15 protein-coding genes are annotated in these 18,367 nt (G+C 63.8%); 8 read left to right on the plus strand and 7 right to left on the minus strand.

The window, feature by feature from the left end; translation table 11 throughout:
- Positions 1-70: 70 nt before the first annotated feature.
- The 5 genes from ACMGGG_RS21515 to ACMGGG_RS21535 all read right to left on the minus strand — a co-directional run bounded on the left by ACMGGG_RS21515 (position 71) and on the right by ACMGGG_RS21535 (position 3,582).
- On the minus strand, positions 71-1,063 hold the full coding sequence (locus tag ACMGGG_RS21515; RefSeq protein ID WP_112899327.1) for an ornithine cyclodeaminase family protein: 993 nt from the start codon (positions 1,061-1,063) through the stop codon (positions 71-73).
- The gene (locus tag ACMGGG_RS21520) at positions 1,060-2,025 is read right to left on the minus strand and encodes a threonine/serine dehydratase (RefSeq protein WP_414154401.1); all 966 of its coding nucleotides are present in this window, start codon (positions 2,023-2,025) and stop codon (positions 1,060-1,062) included. The genes ACMGGG_RS21515 and ACMGGG_RS21520 overlap by 4 nt, the downstream gene beginning before the upstream one ends.
- Positions 2,026-2,133: 108 nt before the next feature.
- Positions 2,134-2,775 carry a transcriptional regulator gene (locus ACMGGG_RS21525; protein WP_231100279.1) on the minus strand — a complete coding sequence of 214 codons (642 nt, stop codon included), beginning with the start codon at positions 2,773-2,775 and terminating at the stop codon, positions 2,134-2,136.
- A complete protein-coding gene (locus tag ACMGGG_RS21530; protein WP_054895459.1) occupies positions 2,772-3,068 on the minus strand; it encodes a winged helix-turn-helix domain-containing protein in 297 nt (98 codons plus the stop codon). The genes ACMGGG_RS21525 and ACMGGG_RS21530 overlap by 4 nt, the downstream gene beginning before the upstream one ends.
- A gap of 13 nt (positions 3,069-3,081) precedes the next feature.
- Positions 3,082-3,582 (minus strand): M48 family metallopeptidase, encoded by a 501-nt coding sequence (locus tag ACMGGG_RS21535; protein ID WP_054895460.1) that lies wholly within the window; start codon positions 3,580-3,582, stop codon positions 3,082-3,084.
- Positions 3,583-3,712: 130 nt separating this feature from the next.
- Here ACMGGG_RS21535 and ACMGGG_RS21540 point away from each other — a divergent pair, with 130 nt between their 5' ends.
- The 8 genes from ACMGGG_RS21540 (at position 3,713) to ACMGGG_RS21575 (ending at position 13,199) form a co-directional block, all read left to right on the plus strand.
- A complete protein-coding gene (locus ACMGGG_RS21540; RefSeq protein WP_054895474.1) occupies positions 3,713-4,618 on the plus strand; it encodes an AraC family transcriptional regulator in 906 nt (301 codons plus the stop codon).
- Positions 4,619-4,791: 173 nt separating this feature from the next.
- Positions 4,792-6,102: an ABC transporter substrate-binding protein gene (locus ACMGGG_RS21545; protein ID WP_414154402.1), complete on the plus strand. Its 1,311-nt coding sequence runs from the start codon at positions 4,792-4,794 to the stop codon at positions 6,100-6,102.
- 81 nt (positions 6,103-6,183) lie between these two features.
- A complete protein-coding gene (locus ACMGGG_RS21550) occupies positions 6,184-7,107 on the plus strand; it encodes a carbohydrate ABC transporter permease (RefSeq protein ID WP_063546495.1) in 924 nt (307 codons plus the stop codon).
- Positions 7,108-7,117: 10 nt separating this feature from the next.
- The gene (locus tag ACMGGG_RS21555; RefSeq protein ID WP_063546497.1) at positions 7,118-7,951 is read left to right on the plus strand and encodes a carbohydrate ABC transporter permease; all 834 of its coding nucleotides are present in this window, start codon (positions 7,118-7,120) and stop codon (positions 7,949-7,951) included.
- A gap of 157 nt (positions 7,952-8,108) precedes the next feature.
- A complete protein-coding gene (locus ACMGGG_RS21560) occupies positions 8,109-9,221 on the plus strand; it encodes an ABC transporter ATP-binding protein (protein WP_054895464.1) in 1,113 nt (370 codons plus the stop codon).
- 21 nt (positions 9,222-9,242) lie between these two features.
- The gene (locus ACMGGG_RS21565; protein ID WP_414154403.1) at positions 9,243-10,718 is read left to right on the plus strand and encodes a mannitol dehydrogenase family protein; all 1,476 of its coding nucleotides are present in this window, start codon (positions 9,243-9,245) and stop codon (positions 10,716-10,718) included.
- A 16-nt stretch (positions 10,719-10,734) separates the two neighbouring features.
- Complete coding sequence (gene xylB / locus ACMGGG_RS21570) at positions 10,735-12,225, plus strand: xylulokinase (RefSeq protein ID WP_414154404.1); 1,491 nt, start codon at positions 10,735-10,737, stop codon at positions 12,223-12,225.
- Positions 12,226-12,266: 41 nt separating this feature from the next.
- On the plus strand, positions 12,267-13,199 hold the full coding sequence (locus tag ACMGGG_RS21575; protein WP_414154405.1) for a carbohydrate kinase family protein: 933 nt from the start codon (positions 12,267-12,269) through the stop codon (positions 13,197-13,199).
- A gap of 38 nt (positions 13,200-13,237) precedes the next feature.
- Here ACMGGG_RS21575 and ACMGGG_RS21580 read toward each other — a convergent pair whose 3' ends face one another.
- On the minus strand, positions 13,238-16,051 hold the full coding sequence (locus ACMGGG_RS21580) for an RHS repeat-associated core domain-containing protein (protein WP_414154406.1): 2,814 nt from the start codon (positions 16,049-16,051) through the stop codon (positions 13,238-13,240).
- 59 nt (positions 16,052-16,110) lie between these two features.
- On the minus strand, positions 16,111-18,252 hold the full coding sequence (locus ACMGGG_RS21585) for a putative bifunctional diguanylate cyclase/phosphodiesterase (protein WP_063546509.1): 2,142 nt from the start codon (positions 18,250-18,252) through the stop codon (positions 16,111-16,113).
- Positions 18,253-18,367: the final 115 nt, after the last annotated feature.

Raw genomic sequence — 18,367 nt, forward strand, 5'->3', positions numbered from 1 at the left:
AGTTGAGAGCCCCACACTTACGGGAGAGTACACAAAGGCGACAGGCAACGGCAGCGGACGATGATGTCATTTAGCCTCTATTTTGGCCGAACTGTGCGAGCAGGTCTCCTTGGCGGCTTGCCCCAAGGGACATCAATGCACACCGCGCGATCTGCGCGTCTTGCACCGCCACGCCGGTCAGGTCAGCCAACGTGATCGCGTCATCCTGCGTCCGACCACTTGCCTGCCCAGCCAGCAACGCGCCGATCTCGATCAGGTCGCCAGGTGCAATGAGCCCGGCCTCCAAGGCGTGGGACACCTCGCCGTAGCGGCTGCATTGCCCGACGGCGTCCACCACGATGCAATCGGCGGCAGCTACCAGCGCCGGGTCGAGCTCCTGCTTGCCCGGCCCATCGGCTCCCACCGCGGTGATATGGGTGCCGGGCTGTATCCATTCACGCTGCAGCAGCGGCTCGCGCGAAGGCGTGGTGCAGACGATCAGGTTGGCGGACTCGGCAAGCTCGCGGGCCTCATGAGTGGTGCGTACCTCGAAGCCCAGCCCTTCGGCGAACCGTCGATAGTCCGCAAGCCGCCCGGCATCGCGGCCCCAGGCGATCAGACGGCGGCAGTCGGTGACCGGCAGCAGTTGTTCGAGCTGCATCCGCGCCTGCACTCCGCTGCCCAGTACACCGATTGCCCGTACCTTGCGCGGCGCCAACAGGTGGGCGACGACACGCCCGGCCAGTGCAGTGCGCAGGCAGGTCAGCCAGCCTTGGTCCTGGAGCAGCGCCAGCGGTTGGCCGGTTCTGGCCGAAAACACCAGCATCAAGCCATCGTTGCTTTCCAGGCCCTTGGACGGGTTGTCGTAGAAACCGGTGGAGACTTTCACCGTGAAGGTATCGCTGCCCTGCAGCCAGGCGGACTTCACGCAGCAGTCGCCGTTTTGTTCGGTGAAGGCGAAATTCTGCACCGGTGGCACATGGACCTTGCCCGCGGAGAAGGCGATAAAACCCTCTTCGATGAGGCGTACCGCCAAATCCCGGTCGAGGATTTCGACCAGTTGCGCCTTGTCGATGATCCTCATTGGATCGCCTCCAGGAACTTCTCCAGCACGATGTTGCGCCCGCACAGCACCACCGCGACCTTCTTGCCCTGGAACTCACCAGCCAGTTTCTGCATGCCTGCGACGGCAACCCCTGCCGCCCCTTCGATGATCCAGCGGTCGTGGGCTGCGACGTCGCGCATGGCTGCGCTGATCTCAGCCTCGCTGACCAGCACGGTGCGATGCAGCAACTGCTGGCACAGGGGGAAGGTGATGGCGCCGGGCTCGACGCCGCCGGCCGTGCCGTCCGACAGGGTATCGAGTTCTTGCATCTCGATGATCCGCCCCTCCTCCAACGAGCGCTGCAGGGTGGGTGCGTTGGCCGGCCAGCAGCCGATGACCTGCACCGAGGGTGCAAGCGCGCGCAATGCAGCGCCAATGCCCGAGATCAAGCCACCACCACCGACAGCGACGAACACCGCGTCCAGGTCCGGCGCCTGCTCGAACAGCTCCATGCCGATGGTGCCCTGGCCAGCGATGATCTGCGCGTCGTTGTAGGGGGAGACGAAAGGCTTGCCCTGCAGCTTGGCCTGGCGAGCCGCCTCAAGCTCGACCGACAGCGGGTCACTGTCGAGTTCGATAACCTCGGCCCCCAGGCCGCGCATGGCCCGGATCTTCAGCGGCGAGGCGCTGCTGCTGACGTACACGGTGACCGGCACACCCAGCAACTGCCCGGCCAGTGCAAGGCCCTGCCCGTGATTGCCGGAAGAGGCGGTGATCACGCCAGCCTGACGCTGCGTAGGGTCGAGCAGGCGCAGCTTGTTGCTGGCCCCGCGGAATTTGAAGGAGCCGGTGTGCTGCAGATGTTCGAACTTGAGATGAACATTGCAGCCGCTCTGGCGGGAGAGCCCCGGACTGTGGCTGAGCGGCGTGACCGCCACCTGGGGACGAAGGGCTTCATGGGCTTCGCGGATGGCGTGGGGCAGGGTGTCCAGGATGGTCATGGGGGCTCCTTGGGCGATGCGCAGGGGCAAACGCTACGATGTAGAATTAAATTCTACCGTAGACTATTTTTCCAGGCATTGAAAGCCTGTCGTTTGCCAGCGGTGGCCTCAGCCTTCGCGCAACGCCTTCACATACTTGTATACCGTCGCCCGCCCCATCCCCAGCACGTTGGCCACGTAGTCATGGGCGCTCTTGCCGCGGAACGCGCCCTCCCCGTGCAGCGCCTCGACCAACTGCCGCTTCTGCTCGCGGTCCAGCCCGCCCAGGCTCAATCCACGCGCCTGCAACCAGGCATGCAGGAAGGTGTTGATGCGCTCCTGCCAGTCGTCGCGGAACAATGCCTGCGGTTGCGGCAACAGGCGGCTGGCCTGGAAGAACGCCTCCAGCGCATCGCGCGCCTGCTCGAGAATCGAAACGTTGAGGTTGATGCAGATCAGCGCCTCGGGCTGGCCGCTGGCGTCGCGCATCACGCTGCTGATCGAACGGATTTTCTGCCCGTTCCAGTTGAGCTTTTCATACGGCCCCAGGCGGGTGCTGTCATCGAGCTGGCTGGGCAGGTCGTCGAGCCCGGAATCATCGCCGAGCTGGCGCTTGGAAATGTTGTTGGCGATATGCACCACCGTCTGGCTGGCCAGGTCGTGCACCACCACTTCGGCATGCGGGAACAACAGGGCTGCGATGCCCTCGGCCATGGCGGCGTAGTTGCTGAAGCGGCTGGACGACATGAACGGGTCCTGGAGGGTGGTCATGGATAGCCGAGCACTTCGCGAATAGTGCGCAGGTGCTGGATGATCCACTGCTTGTCGATCGCACCCCATTCACGGATGCGGTAGTGGCCAGCGTGGTTGCGCGCGCCGCTCTGCTGCTCGAATTCGCAGACGATATCCAGGTCGGCGAGCGCGGCGATGGTGTCCTGGGCAGTACGCCGCGGCATGCCGGTGGCTTCCATCAGCGCGGGCACGCTGGTGGCGGTCTGGCTATCGATCAGCCAGGCCACGTAGAGACGGCGATAGAAGCTGCTCTTGGTCTTGCTCACGTCCATGCTGATGGGATCCTCATGCATTGCCTGGCAATTCGCGCCAGGTCAGGTAGACACGCAAGTCGAACTCCAGTTGATGGTAGTCCGGCTCCATGTGCTGGCACAGCTGGTAGAACGCCTTGTTGTGGTCGCGCTCACGCAGGTGTGCCAGCTCGTGCACCACGATCATGCGCAGAAACTGCGGCGCCGCGTCCTTGAACAACGAGGCGATGCGGATTTCCTTCTTGGCCTTGAGGTTGCCACCCTGCACCCGCGACACCGCCGTGTTCAGGCCCAGGGCCCGGTGGGTGAGGTCGAGGCGATTGTCGTAGAGCACCTTGTCCAGCGGCGGCGCGCTGCGCAGGTATTGCTGACGCAGGTCTTGGGCATAGAGGTACAGCGCCTTGTCGCTCTGCACCTCGTGGCGCGCGGGGTAGCGCTGCTGCAGGTAACCGCCCAGGCGATCGCTGGCGATCATCTGGCGGACCTGTTCCTGCAGGTGCGGGGGGTAGGCTTGCAAGTAGCGTAGGGTGGTCATGGGGTGGGAGTTTACCGAATTGGTGAGGGCCTGTGGTTGGCAGGTCTGGCCCTTTCGCGGGCAAGCCCGCTCCTACAGGACGCAAAATTTGGCTAGGATGCTGTATTCGCCCCTGCTCGAAGCACTCACCATGCCCAAAGCCAGCAAGATCACCGACCCGTCCTATGAACTGATGGACGACCACGAAGGCCATTCGCTGATCTACCGCCAGCACGGTTTCCCGAGCCCGCTGGTGCGTTGGCACTTCCACAAGGAATACGAGCTGCACCTGATCGTCGCCAGCTCCGGCAAGGTGTTCATCGGCGACTACATCGGCAACTTCGCCCCGGGCACGCTGTTTCTCACAGGGCCGAACCTGCCACACAACTGGATCAGCCAGGTGGCCGCCGACGAGGTGGTCGACACCCGGGACATGCTGGTCAACTTTACCGACGAAGTGCTCGAGCAAGGCAGCCAGGTGTTCTCCGAGCTCAACCAGCTGACGCCACTGCTGGCCCGTGCCAGCTATGGCATCGAATTCCGCGACCCGCGCCTGATCGCCGAGAGCCAGCAACTGATGCAACGCATCTCGCAAAGTGCCGGCATGACGCGCCTGGGATACTTTTTTATCCTCATGGAACAGCTGGCTGCCTGCGAGGACTACCAGCTGCTGTCCACCGTCACCTCCTCGCAGCTGGCCGATGAACACAACGTCGACCGCATCAACCGCGCGGTGGACTACATCTTCCAGCACTACGCCCAGGACCTCACCCAGAACGAGGTTGCCGAGCACCTGGGCATGACCCCCACCTACTTTTCGCGCTTCTTCAAGCAGGCCGCCGGGCGTGGCTTCGTCGAATTCGTCAATCGCCTGCGGATCAGCAAGTCCTGCGAGCTGCTGGCGCGCAGCGACCTGCCGGTGACCGAGGTGTGCTTCGAATCCGGCTTCAGCAACCTGTCCAACTTCAACCGGCGTTTCCAGCAGCTCAAGGGCATGACACCGTCGGGCTACCGCAGCCTGGTCACCCAGCGCCTGACCGAGCAGAACCTTTCCTGAAACGTTTGAGCAGTGCATCACACTGCAAATACCCCAGTGCAAAAAAGTATCGGCCCGCGTGCAGTCGAGGCTTTGTTGCGCTGGCGATGCAGGAGTGTAATCGGCAACCAGCGACACAAAAAAAACAATAGTGACTTCCGCGCCGCCCTGCGGTCCGGAAGAGGAGTTCAACGATGAACGACTCGATCAAGGCCTGCGTGGCCGTTGCCTGTCTGAGCCTGCCGGTGTTTGCCCAGGCTGCCGAAACCCTGACCATTGCCACCGTCAACAACAACGACATGATCCGCATGCAGCGGCTGTCCAAGGTGTTCGAGGAACAGCATCCGGACATCAAGCTCAAGTGGGTGGTGCTCGAAGAGAACGTCCTGCGCCAACGCCTGACCACCGATATCGCCACCCAAGGCGGGCAATTCGACGTGCTCACCATCGGCATGTACGAAGCCGCGCTGTGGGGCGCCAAGGGTTGGCTGGAGCCCATGAAGGACCTGCCTGCCGACTATCAGCTCGACGATGTCTTCCCTTCGGTGCGCGACGGCCTGTCGGTCAAGGGCACGCTCTACGCCCTGCCCTTCTATGCCGAAGCCTCGATCACCTACTACCGCAAGGACCTGTTCCAGCAGGCCGGGCTGCAGATGCCCGAGCAACCGACCTGGACCCAACTGGGCGAATTTGCCGCCAAGCTCAACAAACCCGAAGCCGGCCAGTACGGCATCTGCCTGCGCGGCAAGGCCGGCTGGGGTGAGAACATGGCGCTCATCGGCACCCTGGCAAATGCCTTCGGCGCCCGCTGGTTCAACGAGCAGTGGCAGCCGGAGTTCACCGGCAGCGAGTGGACCAAGGCGCTGAACTTCTACGTCGACACCATGAAGCAGTACGGCCCGCCCGGCGCCTCCAGCAATGGCTTCAACGAGAACCTGGCGCTGTTCAACAGCGGCAAGTGCGCGATGTGGGTCGACGCCAGCGTCGCCGGCTCGTTCGTCACCGACAAGAGCCAGAGCAAGGTCGTGGACGATGTGGGCTTCACCTTCGCGCCGAAGGAAGTCACCGACAAGGGCGCGACCTGGCTGTATTCCTGGGCGCTGGCGATCCCCACCAGTTCCAAGTCCAAGGACGCGGCCAGGACCTTCAGCACCTGGGCCACCTCCCAGGCCTATGGCCAGCTGGTCGCCGACAAGGAAGGCGTGGCCAACGTGCCGCCAGGCACCCGTGCCTCCACCTACAGCGAGGCCTACCTGCAGGCCGCACCGTTCGCCAAGGTCACGCTGGAGTCACTGAAGAAGGTCGACCCCAACCATCCGACCCTCAAGCCTGTGCCCTACGTGGGTATCCAGCTGGTGACCATTCCTGAGTTCCAGGCCATCGGTACCCAGGTTGGCAAGCTGTTCTCCGCCGCCCTGACCGGCCAGATGAAGCCTGAACAGGCGTTGGCTGCCGCCCAGTCGTCCACCGAACGCGAGATGAAACGCGCCGGCTACTCCAAGTAGACCGCCACTGACCGCCAGCACGCCGCCCTCGGTGTGCCAGCGGCCGGCTGCTCGCCTCTTTCTGCCGTACACGGAGTCGTCATGAACACCTCGGCCCTCGACACCCCGACCCACGCCCCCGCCCGCCCCGGCAAACGCCGCGTCGGCCCCGGCTGGTTCCTGGTCAGCCCTTCGGTGGCGCTGCTGCTGTTATGGATGATCGTGCCCCTGGGCATGACCCTGTATTTCTCGCTGATCCGCTACAACCTGCTGTACCCCGGCGAGAACGACTTCGTCGGCCTGGAGAACTTCAGCTTCTTCGTCACCGATGCCGGCTTCCTGCCCGGCGCCCTGAATACCCTGACCCTGGTCGGCAGCGTGCTGGCGATCAGCGTGGTGTTCGGCGTGCTCATCGCCGCGCTGCTGGAGGCTGGTGAGTTCTGGGGCCGCGGCGTGGTGCGCGTGCTGCTGATCTCGCCGTTCTTCATCATGCCCACGGTCAGCGCGCTGCTGTGGAAGAACCTGATATTCCACCCGGTGTCCGGGATCCTCGCGGCGGTCTGGCGCCTGTTCGGCGCGCAGCCGGTGGACTGGCTGGCGCACTATCCGCTGTTGTCGATCATCCTGATCGTGTCGTGGCAATGGCTGCCGTTCGCCATCCTGATCCTGATGACCGCCATGCAGTCGCTGGACCAGGAACAGAAGGAGGCCGCACGCCTGGACGGCGCCGGCCCGCTGGCGATCTTCTGGCACCTCACCCTGCCGCACCTGGCGCGGCCGATCGCCGTGGTGGTGATGATCGAGACCATCTTCCTGCTGTCGGTGTTCGCCGAGATCTTCACCACCACCAGCGGCGGGCCGGGCTACGAGTCCACCAACCTCGCCTACCTGATCTACAACCAGGCATTGCTGCAGTTCGACGTCGGCATGGCGTCGGCCGGTGGCCTGATCGCCGTGCTGATCGCCAACATCGCCGCCATCGTGCTGGTGCGCATGATCGGCAAGAACCTCACCGAGCGCAGCTGAGGAGCCCGCCATGCTGACACTCAAGCAAACCCGCCGCCTGCGCGATGCGCTGATCGGCCTGCTGTGCTGGGGCATTGCCCTGGCGATCTTCTTCCCGATCTTCTGGATGCTGCTGACCAGCTTCAAGACCGAGCTCGACGCCTTCGCCACGCCGCCGCAGTTCATCTTCCACCCGACGCTGGAGAACTACCTGCACATCAACGAGCGCAGCGACTACTTCGCCTACGCCTGGAACTCGGTGCTGATCTCGTTCTCCGCAACCCTGCTGTGCATGCTGATCGCAGTGCCTGCGGCCTACTCGATGGCGTTCTTCGAAACCCGCCACACCAAACGCACGCTGCTGTGGATGCTGTCGACCAAGATGCTGCCACCGGTGGGCGTGCTGATGCCGATCTACCTGCTGGCCAAGCAGTTCGGCCTGCTCGATTCACGGCTGTCGCTGATCATCGTCTACACCCTGATCAACCTGCCGATCGTGGTGTGGATGGTGTACACCTACTTCAAGGACATCCCCGTCGACATCCTCGAAGCGGCGCGCCTGGACGGCGCCGGCACCTGGCAGGAAATCTTGCGCGTGCTGCTGCCGATCGCCCGTGGCGGCCTCGCCTCGACCGTGCTGCTGTCGCTGATCCTGTGTTGGAACGAGGCGTTCTGGTCGCTCAACCTGACTTCTTCGGCCGCCGCACCGCTGACCGCGCTGGTGGCCTCCTACTCAAGTCCCGAAGGCCTGTTCTGGGCCAAGCTCTCGGCCGTCTCGACCCTGGCCTGCGCACCGATCCTGATCTTTGGCTGGATCAGCCAGAAGCAGCTGGTGCGCGGGCTGTCGTTCGGAGCGGTGAAATGAATACCCCCAACTACACCATTTCTATAGGAGCGGGCTTGCCCGCGAAGCAAACACTGCGATGCATGGCACCGGCTATGCCGGTGTTCGCGGGCGAGCCCGCTCCTACAGGATTCTGCAAAACCTCATTTTTTCCTGGCCACTGCACAGGTAACTCGACATGGCTGACCTGAAGATCCGCAACCTGCAAAAAGGCTTTGATGGCCACGCCATCATCAAGGGCATCGACCTGGACGTGCACGACCGTGAATTCGTGGTGTTCGTCGGGCCATCCGGCTGTGGCAAGTCGACCTTGCTGCGCCTGATCGCCGGCCTCGAAGAAGTCAGCAGCGGCAGCATCACCCTCGATGGCGTCGACATCACCGACACCGCTCCGGCCAAGCGCAACCTGGCCATGGTGTTCCAGACCTACGCCCTGTATCCGCACATGACCGTGCGCAAGAACCTGTCGTTCGCCCTGGACCTGGCGGGCGTGGCCAAGGCCGAGGTCGCCAGCAAGGTCGACAACGCCGCGCGCATTCTCGAGCTGCAACCGATGCTCGAGCGCAAGCCGCGCCAGCTCTCTGGCGGCCAGCGCCAGCGGGTGGCCATCGGCCGGGCGATCGTGCGTAACCCGAAGATCTTCCTGTTCGACGAGCCGCTGTCCAACCTCGACGCCGCCCTGCGCGTGCAGATGCGCCTGGAGCTCTCGCGCCTGCACAAGGAACTGGCGGCGACCATGATCTACGTCACCCACGACCAGGTCGAGGCGATGACCCTGGCCGACAAGGTGGTGGTGCTCAACGCCGGTCGCATCGAGCAGGTCGGCTCGCCGCTGGAGCTGTACCACCATCCGGCAAACCTGTTCGTCGCAGGTTTTCTCGGCACACCGAAGATGGGCTTCCTGCGCGGGCACCTGAGCCGCAGCCAGGGCAACCAGTGCGAGGTCGCCCTCGAGTGCGGCGCCCGTATCGCCCTGCCGCTATGCGCAGGCGAACTGGCCACCGGCAGCCAGATCACCCTGGGCATTCGCCCGGAGCACCTGAGCATCAGCCGCAGCGGTCACGGCGAGCATGGCTCGCTGCAGGTCACCGCCGATGTCAGCGAACGCCTGGGCAGCGACAGCTACTGCCACGTGCGTAGCGCCTCCGGCGAGATGCTCACCGTGCGGGTCCGCGGCGACTTCGCGCCCGAGTACGGCGAGCAACTGGAACTGAGCTTCGATCCGGCGCACTGCCATCTGTTCGACAGCACCGGCAAGGCCCTGGACAAACGACTGCAACAGGCGGCCTGAGCCGTCTTCAAGGATTTTTCGATGAAACTCAACCAGCGCAATCTCGACAAGCTGGCGACCGCGGTCGCACGCCCCGCCTATGACCCGGCGCAACTGCGCCAGGGCATCGTGCACATTGGTGTCGGCGGCTTCCATCGTGCCCACCAGGCCGCCTATACCGACGCCCTGATGAACCGCGGCGAAGCCCTCGACTGGGCGATCTGCGGCGCCGGCCTGCGCAGCGAAGACCGCGCCATGCGCGACGCCCTGGCTGGCCAGGACCACCTCTACACCCTGTTCGAGCTGGGCGAAAACCCCGACACCGAGGTGCGTGTAATCGGTGCCATCAGCGGCATGCTGCTGGCAGAAAGCGACAGCCAGGCATTGCTCGACAAACTTGCCGACCCGGCCATCCGCATCGTCTCGCTGACCATCACCGAGGGCGGCTACTGCATCGACGACAGCACGGGCGAGTTCCTCGAGAACCTGCCGCTGATCCAGCACGACCTGGCCAGACCTGACCAGCCGCACAGCGTATTCGGCTTTCTCTGCGAGGCCCTGCGCCGTCGCCGCGAGGCCGGCACCCCGGCGTTCACGGTGATGTCCTGCGACAACCTTCCCCACAACGGCGACGTGGCGCGCAAGGCACTGCTGGCCTTCGCCCACCTGCTCAACCACGACCTGGCCCAGTGGATCGCCCAGCACGTCAGCTTCCCCAATGCCATGGTCGACCGCATCACCCCCATGACCAGCGACGAACACCGCCGCCAACTGGCCGAGCGCCATGGCGTCGAGGACGCCTGGCCGGTGGTCTGCGAGCCGTTCCTGCAGTGGGTGCTGGAAGACAAGTTCGTCAGCGGTCGCCCGGCCTGGGAGAAGGTCGGCGTGCAGTTCACCGACGACGTCACGCCCTATGAAGAGATGAAGATCAAGCTGCTCAACGGCAGCCACCTGGCGTTGACCTACCTGGGCTTCCTGCAGGGTTATCGCTTCGTCCACGAGACCCTCGCCGACGACCTGCTGCGCCGCTACATGCGCACCTTCATGGACCAGGACGTCACCCCGCAACTGGCTCCGGTACCGGGCATCGACCTGACGCACTACAAGGACAGCCTCACCGAGCGCTTCTCCAACCGTGCCATCGCCGACCAGCTGGAGCGGGTGTGCTCGGACGGCTCGTCAAAATTCCCCAAGTTCATCGTGCCCACCGCCAACCGCCTGATCGCCGACGGCAAGCCACTGGAGCGCGTGGCGCTGGTAGTCGCAGCCTGGGCGCTGTACCTGGGCGGCAAGGATGAAAAGGGCAATGTCTACAGCATTCCCGATCCGCGCGCGGCACAGTGCCAGGCCCGTGTCGTCCAGCGCGAAGGGCTGGCCGCCCGGGTGCTGGGCGACGAGGCGATCTTCGGCACGGCGATCCCCAACTCGCGGGCCTTCGTCGAGGCCTTCGAGCGCCTGTACGACAGCTTGCGTGAAGTCGGCGTGAGTGAAACCCTGCGCCGGGTACTGGGCGACTGAGACGGAGCACGGCGATATGGACGGACTGTTCCTCGGCATCGACTGCGGCACCCAGGGCACCAAGGCCCTAGTGCTCGACGCAGGCAGCGGCCGTGTACTGGGGCTGGGGAGCGCGGCACATGCGGCGCCGCAGGGCGACCACGGGCGCCGCGAACAGGATCCGGCAGACTGGCTGCAGGCGCTGCGCACGGCGGTAGCCAATGCCCTGGCCGACGCAGGGGTCGGCGGCCATGCCATCCGCGCACTGGCCGTGTCTGGCCAGCAACACGGCCTGGTGATGCTCGACGACCAGGGCCGAGTGCTGCGCCCGGCCAAGCTCTGGTGCGACACCGAGACCACCGCGGAAAACGACGAATTGCTGGCCGCCCTCGGCGGCGCCGCAGGCTCGCTGGAGCGCCTAGGGCTGGTGGTCGCGCCGGGCTATACGCTGTCAAAGCTGCTGTGGAGCCAGCGCCATCACCCCGCGCTGTTCGCCCGCGCCGCACACCTGCTGCTGCCTCACGACTACCTCAACCATTGGCTCACCGGCCGTGCCTGCAGCGAACCTGGCGACGCCTCGGGCACCGGCTACTACGATGTGCGCAATCGCACCTGGGCCGCCGATGTGCTGGCGCTGATCGAGCCCGGCAAGCGCCTGCTGGCGGCACTGCCCGAGCTGGTCGAACCTGGCGACTGCATCGCCACCCTGCAGCCCTCGGCAGCCCGGGCGCTGGGCCTGGACACTGGCGCCTGGGTGGCCAGCGGTGGCGGCGACAACATGCTCGGCGCCATCGGCACCGGCAACATCCATCCCGGCATGATCACCCTCAGCCTGGGCACCTCCGGCACCCTTGCCGCACACCTCGACGAGCCACACGTCAGCCCCCACGGTGAAGTCGCGACCTTCTGCGGCTCATCCGGCGGCTGGCTGCCGCTGATCTGCACCATGAACCTCACCAGCGCCTGCGCCCTGGTGCAAGACCTGTTGCAGCTTGACCTGTCGGCGTTCAGCGAGCTCGCCGCACAAGCCCCGGTCGGCGCCGACGGCCTGTTGCTGCTGCCATTCTTCAATGGTGAACGCGTGCCGGCACTGCCCGAGGCCAGCGCCAGTCTGCACGGCATGACCAGCAGCAACCTGACCCGCGCCAACCTCTGCCGGGCGGTGCTCGAAGGCACCTGCTTCAGCCTGCGCTACGGGCTCGACCTGTTGCGCGCCAGTGGCCTGCAGGGGCAGGAGATCCGCCTGGTCGGCGGCGCGGCGAAAAGCCCACTGTGGCGCCAGACGCTCGCCGACCTGCTCGGCCTGCCGGTGGTGTGCCCGCGCCAGACCGAAGCCGCCGCCCTGGGCGCTGCCATCCAGGCCGCCTGGAGCCTGGGCCGAAAGCTCGGCGAAGGAGATAGCCTGCAGGCCCTGTGCCAGCGCTGCGTCGAACTCGACGAAAGCACCCGCACCACGCCCCGGCCCGCACAGCAGGCGGCCTACGAAACAGCCTATCAACGTTATCTTTCGCATCTGCCTGCGCACTGATCGCAGGTATCCTGCCCGCTTACTTCGTTTCGGAGAATTTCATGTACCTGGTCTGTGGCGAAGCCCTGTTCGATGTGTTCAGCCTGGATGACAGCCCGCGCAGCAGCGAGCTGGGCTTCAAGGCGATTGCCGGCGGTTCGCCGTTCAACGTCGCGGTCGGCCTGCGCCGGCTAGGCGTGGATTCGGCGTTGTTCGGCGGGCTGTCCAGCGACTACCTGGGCACACGCCTGCGTCGGGTGCTGGAAGAGGAAAAGGTCGATTGCAGTTACCTGGTGACCAGCGATGCACCGACCACCCTGGCCATGGTCGGGCTGGATGCCAACGGCTCGGCGCAGTACCAGTTCCGCGGCGAAGGCTGCGCCGACCGGCAGGTGCGCCTCGAACACCTACCGGCGCTCGATGACCAGGTGCGCGGCCTGCACGTGGGCTCCTACACCCTGGTGGTCACGCCGGTGGCGGATACATTACTGGCGCTGGTGCAGCGCGAAAGCGCACACCGGCTGATCAGCCTCGACCCCAACGTCCGCCTCAACCCGCAGCCCGACGTGGCGTTGTGGCGACGCCAGGTGCAAGCCTTCGCGGCCCACGCCCACCTGATCAAGGCCAGCGAGGAAGACCTCGCGCTGCTCTATCCGGATCGCACGCCGTCCGAGGTGGCCCGTGGCTGGCTGAACGACCGCTGCCGACTGGTGTTCGTCACCCACGGTGCAGACGGCGCCAGCGTACATTGCGCGCACGGCTCATGGACACAACCTGCGGATGCCTCGCTGGCAGTGAAAGACACGGTAGGCGCTGGCGATACCTTCCAGGCGGCAGTGCTGAGCTACCTCGCCCGCCTGGGTGCAGACAGCCCCGCAGGGCTGGCGGCGCTGGAGCGGGAAACGATCGATGGCATGCTGGGCTTTGCCATTCGTGCGGCGGCGATCACCTGCTCACGAGTTGGACCGGATTTGCCGTTTGCGGATGAGTTGTAGCCAAGCCGCACATCATCCGAGCATCGTCTTAACCGGAACTATGCGTTGCGCAGTCGACGCGACTCTCGTCGCAGCGCCTGCCATCGCGAAAAACGGTCGCGATGCTCAGATTTAGATTTGTATGCGCTCCACTTCCACGGTGATGTCTGCCAAGGTGCCGAGACTTCCCACCCGCCTTTGTAAAAGTGAATTTTTCCACGCAACGCATGCCTGTTTCGAAAGGCATAACGCAACTCGCTCGCACTAACAGAATGTCCAAACTCACCCTTTTTCGTGACGACCGCCGACGTGTTCAAGTCATCCAGGACAAAATGAATTTTTTGCCCAGCGTTATGGGCTGCCATATATAAACCCAGTTTCGACCCTCGCTTCCATAGTAACTGCGGCCCGGTGTCATCCACCCACCAATCATGAAAGGGACTTTCTCCCCACTGCCGTGAAACGTCGCCATAAATAGTAGAAATGTTAAATTTTTCATTTTCCCGGCCTGCTGAAAAATAGCTATCCCAGAGCACATAATTGCCAAAGGCCAATTTCATTACATCTAAAAGCCTGGCATCCGTACGAACAGCGTTTAAAACCTGTCTTGGAGAAGCATCATCCGGCAGTTCAAAGTCCGCCAGTGCTTTCAATCGGATGGCTTTCGCGATCGCTAGATTATAGTGATCGATCGTCAAAGCGGATTTGTCATCGATGCCCTTGTAACCATCGACAACAACCCTTAGATAATTGTGACGCGGGTCGCTCAGGCCATAGATGAGATCCCCTCGGCTCTCGTCGAGATTAAAGCTCATGGTCCTCAGACCTGAGGCGTCGAAATTCCCTACGGGATTGTTGTTCAACATTTGATATAGATTAGGACCATCAATAGTCCCTGCAGGATCGGGGTTTAACCATCGCCCCACCCATGGCTGGTAATAGCGATACCCGTAGTAATAAAGCCCTGTCGCATCTCGCTCCCGCCCCGAATAGCGAACCGTCTTGTACTCCACGTCGATACGATGACGCCCCGCCAGAATCGCCGTCCCGCCAAAGGGGTAGTACTCCTCGAAGCTGATGACACTGCCTTCGCCATCGAGCTCCAGCCCGACGCTGCCGATCAGGCTGTCATAGCCAAAACGCACCTGGTCGTTATCGACCCCCTCCGGTTTACCCGCCTCCCAACGCAACGCCCGCACCTGGGCACGCCCAGCCTCGCCCATCACCACCGTGTGCAGACTCTCCTGCACGGCGCCGTCAACCAGGGTGATACGCAGCTCAAGCCCCGGCAGATACAGCGTGCGCAGCGCCTTCAGTGATCCACCTTGCTGCTGATGACTCACCTTGAGCACACGCTGCCTGCCAGCGTCGTAGCGATAGCTTTCCTGAGTACCGCCTGCGACCCGGCGCAACTCGCCGCGTGCCGTCCACTCAAGCGGCTGTCCCGGCAGCAGCACACGCTGCTCGCCCCCTGCGGTGAACAGCGCTTCGACCTCGTCCGGATTGCTGGCCAACGTACTCGACACGCCGCGATTACTGCACTGGCTGACGGTGATTGCAGTGACGTAGTTGTTGTTCGTAGCCGGTGCACTATGACGGACATGCGTGAGATTGCCCGCGCTGTCGTAGGTATAACTCCGGGTGTAGAGGGTATAGGCCGAATCATCCACCGGCAGCGGTACCAGCACGCCTGGCAGATGATTGCCCTGCTGCCCGGCATTGGCCATCTCACGACCGCTGGCGAAGACCAGTTGATACAGGCTGTCGTAGCGGTACTCGCTTTGCGCGCTGATCTTCTGGTTGCGCCAGAAGCGCGTCGGCTCGGCGTCGTTGGCCAGCCCGACGACGTTGCCGACAGGGTCATAGCGATAGTGCAGGTCCTGCAATCGCTGGCCTTCGCTGGTCTGGCGAGTGGTCCGCACGGCCGCCAGGCGCAGGGTCGTCGGTTCGTAGGTGTACACAGTGACGATGCCGTTGCCATGCACCTCGTGCTGCTTGCGTCCACCCGCCGAGTAACTCACCGACCTGACGATCTCACGCTCTGGCGCGCCTTTGAGCATCAGCCAGTTGGCCGCCAGGGCGCCTGCCACATTGTAGGCGCTGCGCTGCCGATGGCCTGCGCAGTCCAGCGCGGTGAGGCCCTTGCCTGTGGCGTCTACCTGAGTGCGAGTCGTGTAGCGTTGATTCTCCAACAGTGCATCCCAGGCCTCCGTGGCCTCACCTTGCCAGTCGACATGCACAGTACCGTCGTCGCCACCCTTCAACAGCTTGCGCTGTACACAGAGGGCTGCGCCGCCGAGTGCGCTGGCGAGGATGGAAACGCGCCCGGCTGGATCGTAATGGGCAATCCGAGTGCCGGCCAGGTTGCGGGCTTTCTCTTGCGCCTCATTGCCGCCGTACAACACACGCTCACTGGTACGAGGGATATCGCCAGCAACCTGCTCGCCCACTGCCAGCAGACGCCCGGGCATATTGACCGGTTCGTAGCGCAGGGTCCGGGTCACGGCTTCGGCGAAACTGTCCTGGCCATCCAACGTCCTGCCAATACGGCTCACCGAGAACAAGTCGCGCCTGGCCGCGTCTTTCAAATCGAGGCTCACCCCCGCATCGACGCTTTGCGTGCGTATGACCTGGCCTGTCAGGTCGTGCCCATGTACGAAGTTGGCAACACCTGCGTCATGCAACCGTGGATCAGTGATCTGTGCCAATCGCCCTGCCGGACTGAAAACCTGTCGCGTGATACGCGTATCGGCGTCCAATGGCGACGCACGGTGATACTCGACCTCACGCACCGCTTGGCGCCGATTGTCGAGTACCTTGATCGAGGGGGTCTGCTGGAACAGTGCGCTGCTCACCACCTTTTTACCTGCCATTCATGGCTGGAGAGGCAACAGTCGCCCACAACGACCGGAACAGACAACTGGCAGATTTATCAGGTCAGGGAGGCAGGCGATCCAGCCTGCGCCCACGGATACACCGCCGGAAAACCACGCGCATCCCCTGCCGTCATTGGCCGCGCAACCAGGAAGCCCTGCACGTAGGCGCAGCCGCTGTCGCGCAGCCACTGCGCCTGGGCGTCTGTTTCCACGCCCTCGGCGATCACCGTGATGCCGTAGTCGGCGCACAGCGCGATGACACTGCGCACCAGCGCCGTATCGACCTTCGAATCGGGCAGGCGGGCGACCAGGTTACGGTCGAGTTTCAGGGTGTCGATCGGCAGGTCGCGCAGCATGCGCAGCGAGCAATCCCCTGCGCCGAAGTCATCCAGCGCCACGCGCACGCCCAGCTCGCGCAAACGCGTCACCTGCTTGGCCGCCGCGTCGATGTCGTACATCAACGAGGTTTCCGCCACCTCCACTTCCAGTTGCGCAGGCTCCAGGCCATGCTCCTGGATCGCCCGCCGCAATTCATCGACCAGGTTCGGCTGGGTGAACTGCGCGCGGCTCAGGCTGATACCCAGCACTACATCGTCGGCGAACACCTGACGCCACTCGTGACGCTGGGCCGCGCCCTTGCTGTAGATCCAGCTCGCCAGCCGATGGATAAGACGCGCCTCCTCCAGCAACGGAATGAACAGCCCCGGCGGTACATCGCCGACACTGGGGTGCTGCCAGCGCAGCAGCGCCTCGAAGCCACGCAGGCGTCCGTCGGCGAACCCCACCTGTGGCTGGTAGACCAAGGTGAAGTCCTTGTGCTCAATGGCGGTGCGCACACTATCCTCGAGCATCAGCCGCGAACGCGCGCGGCCGTTGAGCTCCTGATCATAGAAGCGATACTGCTGGCGCCCGGCGCGCTTGGCGGCATACATCGCCGCATCGCCAGCGCGCAGCAGGCCTTCGACGGTGGCGCCGCAATCGGGATAGGTGGCGATGCCGATACTGACACCAAGAATGACATCCTGGCCGTCCACCTGCGGACAGCTGGACATGCGCTCGATCAGGGTCTCGGCGTACCGGCCTGCGTGCTCCGCATAGGGCAAGCCATCGAACAACGCCGTGAACTCATCGCCGCCCATGCGCCCGAGCAGCGCCTGGCTGCCCAGGCACTCCTTGAGTTGTTCGGCGACCCAGCGCAAGACCCGGTCGCCCGCCTCGTGGCCCAGCGAATCGTTGATTCGCTTGAAACCATCCAGATCCATGTACATCAAGGCCTGGACCTTGCCGGATCGTTCGTTGCGCAGCAATGCACCTTCTGCCGTCTGGTAGAAACCGCGACGGTTGAGCAGGCCGGTCAGCGGGTCGGTCACCGCCTGGTGTTCCAGTTGCTGGTGCAGGCTGCGCACCACCGACATGTCCAGTACGGTCACCACCATGGCCTTCTGTTCAGCGGGCAACGGCGCGCACGACAGCGCCACCGGAACCAGCGGCCCCTCGGGCGGACGCAACTGGGCATCGTGCACGCGGAAGATCTGCCGCCCAAGGTAAGCCTGGTAGAAGTCCGAGTCGCGCCACAACGCGGCGCTGGGCAGTTGGATCAGGTCCAGGAGATGGGCGCCCTGCAGTTTGTCCACCGGCACCTGCAGCAGACGCGAGATGGCGGGGTTGGCAAAGCTGATATCGCCCGCCTCGTCAACCACCAGGATACCCTCGGCGGCGTTCTCCAGAATCGAGGCATTGAATGCGCGGGCCGACTCCAGTTCACGGCTCAGTCGCTGCAGCATGCGGCGGTTGCGCTGCTGTTCGAGCAAGGCCTGCACCTTGGGCTTGAGGATCTGCGGATCGAAGGGCTTGAACAGGTAGTCCACTGCACCACTGGCATAGCCCTTGAGCACGGCAGCTTCGGACTGTTCATTGGCGGTAAGGAAGATGATCGGGGTCAGGCGCGTGCGTTGGCTGCCACGCATCAGGCGGGCGACCTCGAAGCCATCCATCTCGGGCATCTGTACATCGAGCAGGACCAGGTCCACTTCGTGTTCCAGCAACGTGCTCAGGGCTTCCATTCCTGAGCTTGCGGTGAGTACTTGCCAATCCTGACGGGCTAGCAAAGCCCGCATGCTGATCAGGTTTTCCGGGTAGTCATCGACCACCAGCAGTACTGAGCTGCCTTCCGGTGCCGCGGGTTGAGCTCCATCCATGCCGCTTCTCTTGTCCGACCGACTTCGTCTTGTAATTGGATCCGATTCTCTACTCTAGACGCGACTTTGCAGGACGCAATGCAATCAGTTCGCTATCAATGGATAAAGTGAAAAT

Origin of the sequence: Pseudomonas sp. BNK-44-b (genome assembly GCF_047456245.1) — a bacterium.
GTDB lineage: Bacteria > Pseudomonadota > Gammaproteobacteria > Pseudomonadales > Pseudomonadaceae > Aquipseudomonas > Aquipseudomonas machongensis.